The sequence below is a fragment of the Sodalis sp. (in: enterobacteria) genome, from assembly GCF_047607725.1.
Taxonomy (GTDB): Bacteria; Pseudomonadota; Gammaproteobacteria; order Enterobacterales; family Enterobacteriaceae; genus JBLKSS01.
On record NZ_JBLKSS010000106.1, the window covers coordinates 1 to 7,427 of the forward strand.

The window sequence follows — 7,427 nt, forward strand, 5'->3', positions numbered from 1 at the left end:
CTCAAACCGGGATGGAAATAAAAGTTATTAAAATCAATACAATGTGAAAATGCAATGAGCATAAGCGTGTAACGTAGGTTTACTGTCTCGTACAACAAACCCACCAATAATTCAAGACGTCCTCCACGGGGCGCTTACGAATATTGGAGGTCAAGCAGCTTTCGATACCGATGGCGTGGGCGGCGAGGAAATCCATCAGCTTGGGATCTTCTATGGTCTTCACGCCGTGGCCGATGCTTTCAGCGCCGAGCTCCTGGATAGCCTGCCAAATACTTTCCGGCTCCGCGGCCTCACCGGCGTGCACGGTAATACGCAGGCCGGCATCCCGGGCGCGGGTAAAATGACTGAGAAACTCGCTGCCGGGATAGCCTAGCTCATCGCCGGCCAGATCCACGGCGGTGATGCCGTCGCGGCAGGCGAGGATCGCCTCCAGCTCCTGCCAGCAGGCGTCTTCGCCGAAGGTGCGGCTCATAATACCGATAAGACGCACCGTCAATCCGGCTTTGGCGGCTGGCGCTTTGCACACCGTCGATGACCGCTTCCACGACCCCCTGCAGCGGCAGGCGATGGGTCATCGCCATATAATAGGGTGAGAAACTCAGCTCGGCGTAATCCAGGCCAGCCGCCACCGCATCGGCGACGTTTTCCCGCGCCACGCGCTGACAGGCTTCCAACGACCCCAGCACTGACACGCCCAAATCCAGTTTCTGCAGAAAACTGACCAAATCCGGCTCGGTAGCGGTGACCTGCACATGTGGACGCAAGGCGTCCAGCGTGTTGGCGGGCAGGGCGACGTTAAATTCGCGGCCGAGATCGAGGATCGTTTGCGGGCGTATATTGCCGTCGAGATGACGGTGCAAATCTGTCAGCGGCAGGGACGTATCAATCATGGGTGATAACTCTTTTAGGTGACATTAATAGGACTCATTATAACATTTCGCGGCCGGGGCGATATTCGCCCGGTTGAGAAATACGCTCCCGGCTTGGCGCCGGGAGCGAGTGACGATAATGCGGGGATTTAGGGCTGCGGCACCGCCGGCACCGCCGGCGGCGCGGTGGGTTGCGGGGCGCCTTCGGGTAGCCCGAGCACGCCGAACAGACCCAGGAAGTTCTGAATCGACATTTTCTGGCCGTTTAGGTTGATTTGGTTGTCGGCGTACTGAAAACTGCTGGTCAGCGTATTATCTGCCACCGTGGTCAATTTAAACATTTGCCCCATGGCCGCCAGCCCCTGGACCTGCTGCTTGGCAAGCTGGTCGGTGTCTTTCTCATTATAACCCTGCAGGCGGGCGAACTGCGCGGTGGTCTCGGTGGCCATATCCAGCGGGACGGTCAGTTTGGCGTCAAGTTTATTGACGAACCTGGCCCATTGTTGATCCGGCGTCAGCGCCGGATTTTGCGCGGTCTGCTGCGCCGCCGTCGGATCGTTGAGATTTAGCGTCAGCGTGAAGGTGCTTTCCCCCTTGCAGTTTTTCCAGCTCAACGGGGCGACAGTCAGGTACGGGCTGCCTTTCAGCGCAGTAGGCAGCTGCTGCAAGAAGGCTTGGGTAATTTGCGCCTGCTGCTGCTGCGGATCCACCGCCCCCGTCTGCTGCATAATTTGCGCGACCTGCTGGTGATATTGATCACTGAAGGCTTCAATCGCTTTGCCATCCAGATTGGATAAGGTGATATTCAGCTTGCCTGCGCCGAAGTTTTGCCCCTGGATATGCAGCGTGTCCAAGGCATAGGCGACCTGGACGGATAGCTTATCGCCATCTTCTTGAGCGTGGGTGACCTGGGACAGCGCGTCGATACTTAAAATATCTTTGCCGTCCAGATTGTACACCAGCGTGCGTGCTTTCAGCGTATTATCGCCGATGCTGTAACCTTGCTTGCCGTTATGGGTATCGTTGTCAACGGTAAAATCATGCACCGCCAGCTGTTCGCGCTGCTGCCGCCACTGATTAAGCCCGCCCAGCACCAGGCTTTCGATGCCGCCGGAAACCTTCAGCTTATCGCCATCCGCGTCGACATCAAATGTCCCGCCGCGGGCGCGAATGATAGTCTGATTATCCTGAAAATCCATCGCCGCCAAGGTGATTTTGGATACCGTATTGCCGCCGTAGCCAACGCGGGTCTCCGCCACCAGCGGCACGTTGGCTTTCGCAGCGTCAAACAGCGGCTGGGTTTTGGCCGTTTTCGCCAGTAGGCTGTGTACCGACGCCAGGCTGGGAATGAGCACGCCTTTTTTCAGTTGGGCAAACGGGAAAGGGCCATGATCGACTTTCTCATTAAAGCGCACGTCTTCGCCCGGTTTGAGCAATTTATTGTCGCCGGTACTGCCGTCCGACTGCAGTACGACATCAACATGACTGGTGAATACGCCGCGCCGGTAGTTTTCCGCGTCGAAACGCAGACCCGACTGTGGAAACGCGCTTTGCAACCGGGCATTGGCGTCGTTAACCAAATCAGGTAAACGGCGCTGGAATTGTTTGCCGGTGTACCAAGCGCCGCCGGTCCAAGCGGCGCCGAGAATGACGATCACGCTGACCGTTACGAGGGTTTTTTTCATAGGTTATGCATCCTTATAATTTATTGCTATCCCACTTGTCCGCCCAGTAACGCCAAAGGCAACAAAAAACATACACGGCCGGGAACGAGGCTCAAGCCATGCAACTAATATAGTAGCAACTGACAAGCATTTCGTCTGGCAGTCATTAGCTTTGATTATAAACCCGAGCTAAACGGCCACTGCCGCTGACCGTAATGGGGGAATCTTTTGCTGCGATAAAGACCGATTCACCCGGCTGGAGCGTGCATTGTCGACCGCCGCCGTCCACGGTGGCCTGACCGTCGACGCAGAATAAGACGGCGGCGCTGTCTTGGGCCAGCGTGCGCGGCGCCGGCGTGAGCACGTGCAGCGAAAAGGCGAAATCGTCCACCGGGATGGGGAACACCAGCGCGCCATCGTGCTGCTCGGGCACGGTCAGCAGCGTATCTTCAGGTTTGGCGACGAATTGCACGTTGGCCATCAGCTCCGGCACATCGATATACTTCGGTGTCAGGCCAGCGCGCAGCACATTGTCGGAGTTGGCCATGACTTCCAGCGCCACACCCTTGAGATAGGCATGGGGGGTTTGCGCGAACAAAAACATCGCCTGGCCGGGCTGCAGGGCAATCACATTCAGCAACAGCGGCGAGAACAGGCCGCTGTCGTCGGGATAAACCTCGGCAATCATCCGCACGGTGTCCCAAGGTTCGCCATGCTGATGGTCCAGCGCGGCGGTGAGAATATCCAGCGCCAGGGATTTTTGCTCGCCGGTCATCGTCAGCAAATCGCCGAACAGTTGCGCTAAATGCGGCTCGTCGGGATGGGCGAGGAAGGCGGCAATAGTGGGGTGGGCCCCCGCCACGGGCTGTAATAGCGAGACGATAGACGACAGCGTGTGAAAGCCATTCATGGCTTGAAACGGCGTCAAGGCAAACACCAGTTCCGGCTTATGGTTGGCGTCCTTGTAATTGCGGTTGGGCGCGTCAAGGGCGATGCCCGCCTGGTTTTCTTTGGCAAACCCTGCGCGCGCCGCGTTCAGGCTGGGATGGACCTGAATAGACAGCGGATCGTCGGCGCACAGCACCTTGAACAAAAAGGGCAACTCCCCGAAACGCTCCGCCACCGCCCGGCCCAGCATGCCCTGGGGATCGCGGGTAATGAGCGTGCGCAGCGCTATTTCATTGCCCTGCGCATCCTGAACGCGCGAACTGCTTTTGGGGTGGGCGCCCATCCATAATTCCGCCATCGGCCGGCCATCGGGATCGGTAATGCCGTAAAGTCGGGTTAGGGCGTCTTTACTGCCCCAGCCGTAATGCTGGAGAGTATTTATCATCTTTTCCATGATCGTTCCCGTTAATAATTTATTGATTCGTATTGTAATAGCGCTCACCGCTCGCATAATGGTAGGCGTTTGTGTGGGACTATACTACCAATGCCCTGAGTATAGAAGTAAGCATCTAAGGGCGGGTTAGCGATCTTTAGGATGAATACCAGGAGGTTATGATGGCAGTCACTCGTGTAGAAAAAGATTCAATGGGGCCGATTGACGTCCCCGCGGAACACCTTTGGGGCGCGCAAACGCAACGCTCGCTGGAGCATTTTCGGATTTCCAGCGAAAAAATGCCCCCGGAATTGATTAGCGCGTTGGCGCAAACCAAACGCGCCGCGGCGCAGGTCAATAAGGATCTCGGCCTGCTTGAGGCCAAGCGTGCGCAAGCCATCATCAGCGCAGCGGATGAAGTTTTGGCCGGCCACCACCCCGCCGAATTCCCGCTGGCCATATGGCAGACCGGCTCCGGCACGCAAAGCAACATGAACATGAACGAAGTCCTGGCTAACCGCGCCAGTGAATTGCTGGGCGGCGAGCGTGGCGATGGGCGTCTGGTGCATCCTAATGACGATGTCAATAAAAGCCAAAGTTCCAATGACGTCTTTCCAACGGCGATGCACGTCGCCGCGGTTATCGCCGTGCGCGAACATCTGCGGCCGCAGATAGCGGTATTAAAGAAAACCTTGGCCGCCAAAGCCGCCGCCTTTAACGATATCGTGAAAATCGGCCGTACCCACCTGCAGGATGCCACGCCGCTGACGCTCGGGCAGGAAATATCCGGCTGGGTGGCGATGCTTGAGCACAGCGCAAAGCATATTGAGCAGAGCATTCCGCACCTGTGCGAACTGGCGCTGGGCGGTACCGCGGTGGGTACCGGTCTTAACACCCATCCAGAATATGCGGTACGCGTGGCGAAAGTGCTGGCGGAACTGACTGGACAGCCGTTTGTCACCGCACCTAACAAGTTTGAATCCCTGGCGACCTGTGATGCTCTGGTCCACGGCCATGGCGCCCTGAAAGGGCTGGCGGCGTCGATGATGAAAATCGCCAACGATGTGCGCTGGCTTGCGTCCGGCCCTCGCTGCGGTATCGGCGAGCTGAGCATTCCGGAAAACGAGCCGGGCAGCTCCATCATGCCGGGCAAAGTCAACCCGACCCAGTGCGAAGCTATGACCATGCTGTGTTGCCAGGTCATGGGAAATGACGCGGCGGTGAATATCGGCGGCGCCTCCGGTAATTTCGAGTTAAACGTTTACCGCCCCATGGTTATCCATAATTTCCTGCAATCGGTGCGCCTGCTGGCGGACGGTATCGACAGCTTCAATCACCACTGCGCGGTAGGTATCGACCCCAACCGCGATCGTATCGATCAGTTGCTCAATGAATCACTGATGCTGGTGACGGCGCTCAACACCCATATCGGCTACGACAAGGCGGCGGAAATCGCCAAGAAAGCCCATAAAGAGGGGCTGACGCTTAAGGCATCAGCGCTGAAGTTGGGTTATGTGACGGAGCAGCAGTTTGATGAATGGGTCCGCCCAGAAGACATGGTCGGCAGCATGAAAAGCTGACTGTGTCCGGTCCACAAAACCGGCGATAAGGCGGGCCATAGGCAGAGGCTCGCCTTAGGTCGCGACATAGAGATGCAGCCGTTCAATCAGCAGATGGGCGGGCAGCGCGGCCGGCACATGTTTCGTGCGGATAGTGTGGCGGTCATAATTCAGCAATTCCCCCAGCGCCGGCGCCGTGGCTCCCTGCTGCGTGCGGCAGAGCACGATAAGCGGAGAAGGGCAGGCGTATTGAACCTGCTTTTGCCGCGTTTGGTACCACACCCGCGCGATGGGCTGTACTTTTACCGGCCGTTTGATTTTCAGCGGGGTGTCCGGCGGCAGTTTTGACACCTGGTTAATCTCATCGCGCACCCGCTCTTGCCACTGTTCCCGAGTGTATGGGGGGACCGCGCGGCCACCTTGCAGACTTTTTTGCAGCATAGTCAGCACCTCCTGACGCGTCAGATTTTTAATAACCTGTTTATTTGCCCAGCCGAAACGCACCGAGTCTGGATCGGTAATCACCTGCAGGCCGCGATAGGCGCTTAGGGTTTTCAGGCCACGCAAATGGCGATGTACAAAGTCAAAACGTTGCTCCGGCGGGAGCTGCGACTCGACGGTAATTAATTGGGCCAATTGCGCTTTGAGGTCGTTGATTTCATTCATCAAGGCGAGGGCGGACGCATACTGATCATTATCCACGGCGAAGCATAAGGCGCCCGGTAGGCGAATCGCCGCTTTGCTGCAGCTGTCGATCTTCTGATGATAAATAAACAGGCGCTGATAGTGAGCCAGGCCGGTTGCCAGCGCGGTTTTTCCTACCTGTTGTTGTACCTCGATTGTGGTGATTTCGGCCTGTTCCTGACCTTTTTCCACTTCAGGTAGGGTAAACACGCGGGCGGCCAGCAGACGAAAGCCACCAAGCAGCGGTCCCAGGGCCTCCAGGCGCATCTGCAGCGTGTTGAAGCAGGTGTTAAGACGCTGTGTTAACTCTAAAGAGGGCATAGTTCCATCTCGCTATTAGTTACAATATACTATAAACTTTAACGTTATTCTAACATTATCACCTTAACTAAAGAGACACCATCACGTCCAGAAACCTCAGCAGAGGATCCTTCTACCCACTCGAGAAGGCCGTTCGCGCCCACGGATAACGACACGGGCACGAGCAATGAGCGGAGGGAAGACGAGGCCCATCTCGCCCGCGGCCCTGGCGCCCGATAACACGCTCCGGGACGCTAAAGGCCATAACGTAAGGCACCGGCAGCACGATGAAACCAGGGGGACCCGGCGGGAGTCGCTTTAACGCCCCTGAACGGCAGTTAACCGCTCAGCGTTAAACTGCGCGCAGCGCCGGCAACCGGCGCAGGCGTTGGGCGACGTAAAGACCAACGAGCAGTAGCACGGTAATAAAGGCCACTACGCCTGCCCAGCCGTAGCCGTTGCAGATTCCGACGTATCCGATCATCTGTTCCGGCGACATCCGATCAGTTATTCCGATATTTTCCGATCACCCATTCCAGTGATATTCGATCAAGTGTTCGCTCATCTTCTGACTCGGTTTTAGTCTATTTTTCCTGTGCGGGCTACTCCTTGCTCTTTGCGTAGTGATTCGCCTTTAAGTTCCAGTCGATAGCTGGGGTGTACTAGCCGATCGAGTAACGCGTCAGCTGTCGTGGGGTTTTCTATCAGTCCATACCATTTTTTTACCGGCAGTTGACTGATCAGGATGCAGCTGCTTTTGTCGTAACGATCTTCCATCACCTCCAACAGCATCGTTGCCTGCATCGGACTCATTGATTTCAGGCCCAAGTCGTCCAAGAGCAGTAACTCTATTTTTTCTAACTGCTTAAGCTGTTTTAGGTAGGTTCCGTCTAGCTGGCACTGGTGAAGATGGGCCAGCAACCGACCCACACACCAGTAACGCACGCTATATTGCTGCCGGCATGCCTGCTCTCCAAGCGCACAACTGAGCCAGGTTTTGCCCGTACCTGTCGGCCCCGTGATGAGTATG

The 7,427-nt window shown here is 56.7% G+C and carries 6 protein-coding genes and 1 pseudogene; 1 reads left to right on the forward strand and 6 read right to left on the reverse strand.

The window, feature by feature from the left end:
* Positions 1-106 precede the first annotated feature (106 nt).
* The 3 genes and pseudogenes from add to manA all read right to left on the reverse strand — a co-directional run.
* Positions 107-890: pseudogene (gene add, locus ACMX3H_RS09815) on the reverse strand (adenosine deaminase); the annotation flags it as partial.
* A 128-nt stretch (positions 891-1,018) separates the two neighbouring features.
* Positions 1,019-2,554 (reverse strand): YdgA family protein, encoded by a 1,536-nt coding sequence (locus tag ACMX3H_RS09820; protein WP_415210681.1) that lies wholly within the window; start codon positions 2,552-2,554, stop codon positions 1,019-1,021.
* A 145-nt stretch (positions 2,555-2,699) separates the two neighbouring features.
* Positions 2,700-3,875 carry a mannose-6-phosphate isomerase gene (gene manA / locus ACMX3H_RS09825; protein ID WP_415210682.1) on the reverse strand — a complete coding sequence of 392 codons (1,176 nt, stop codon included), beginning with the start codon at positions 3,873-3,875 and terminating at the stop codon, positions 2,700-2,702.
* 161 nt (positions 3,876-4,036) lie between these two features.
* Between manA and fumC the strand changes: the two genes are divergently transcribed.
* Positions 4,037-5,434 carry a class II fumarate hydratase gene (gene fumC / locus ACMX3H_RS09830; RefSeq protein ID WP_415210686.1) on the forward strand — a complete coding sequence of 466 codons (1,398 nt, stop codon included), beginning with the start codon at positions 4,037-4,039 and terminating at the stop codon, positions 5,432-5,434.
* Positions 5,435-5,488: 54 nt separating this feature from the next.
* Here fumC and tus read toward each other — a convergent pair whose 3' ends face one another.
* The 3 genes from tus to ACMX3H_RS09845 all read right to left on the reverse strand — a co-directional run.
* The gene (gene tus, locus ACMX3H_RS09835) at positions 5,489-6,418 is read right to left on the reverse strand and encodes a DNA replication terminus site-binding protein (protein WP_415210683.1); all 930 of its coding nucleotides are present in this window, start codon (positions 6,416-6,418) and stop codon (positions 5,489-5,491) included.
* Between the two features lie 331 nt (positions 6,419-6,749).
* Positions 6,750-6,896 carry a hypothetical protein gene (locus ACMX3H_RS09840; RefSeq protein ID WP_415210684.1) on the reverse strand — a complete coding sequence of 49 codons (147 nt, stop codon included), beginning with the start codon at positions 6,894-6,896 and terminating at the stop codon, positions 6,750-6,752.
* Between the two features lie 80 nt (positions 6,897-6,976).
* Positions 6,977-7,427, reverse strand: a 451-nt coding sequence (locus ACMX3H_RS09845) for an ATP-binding protein (RefSeq protein ID WP_415210685.1), incomplete at its 5' end; no start/stop codon positions are given.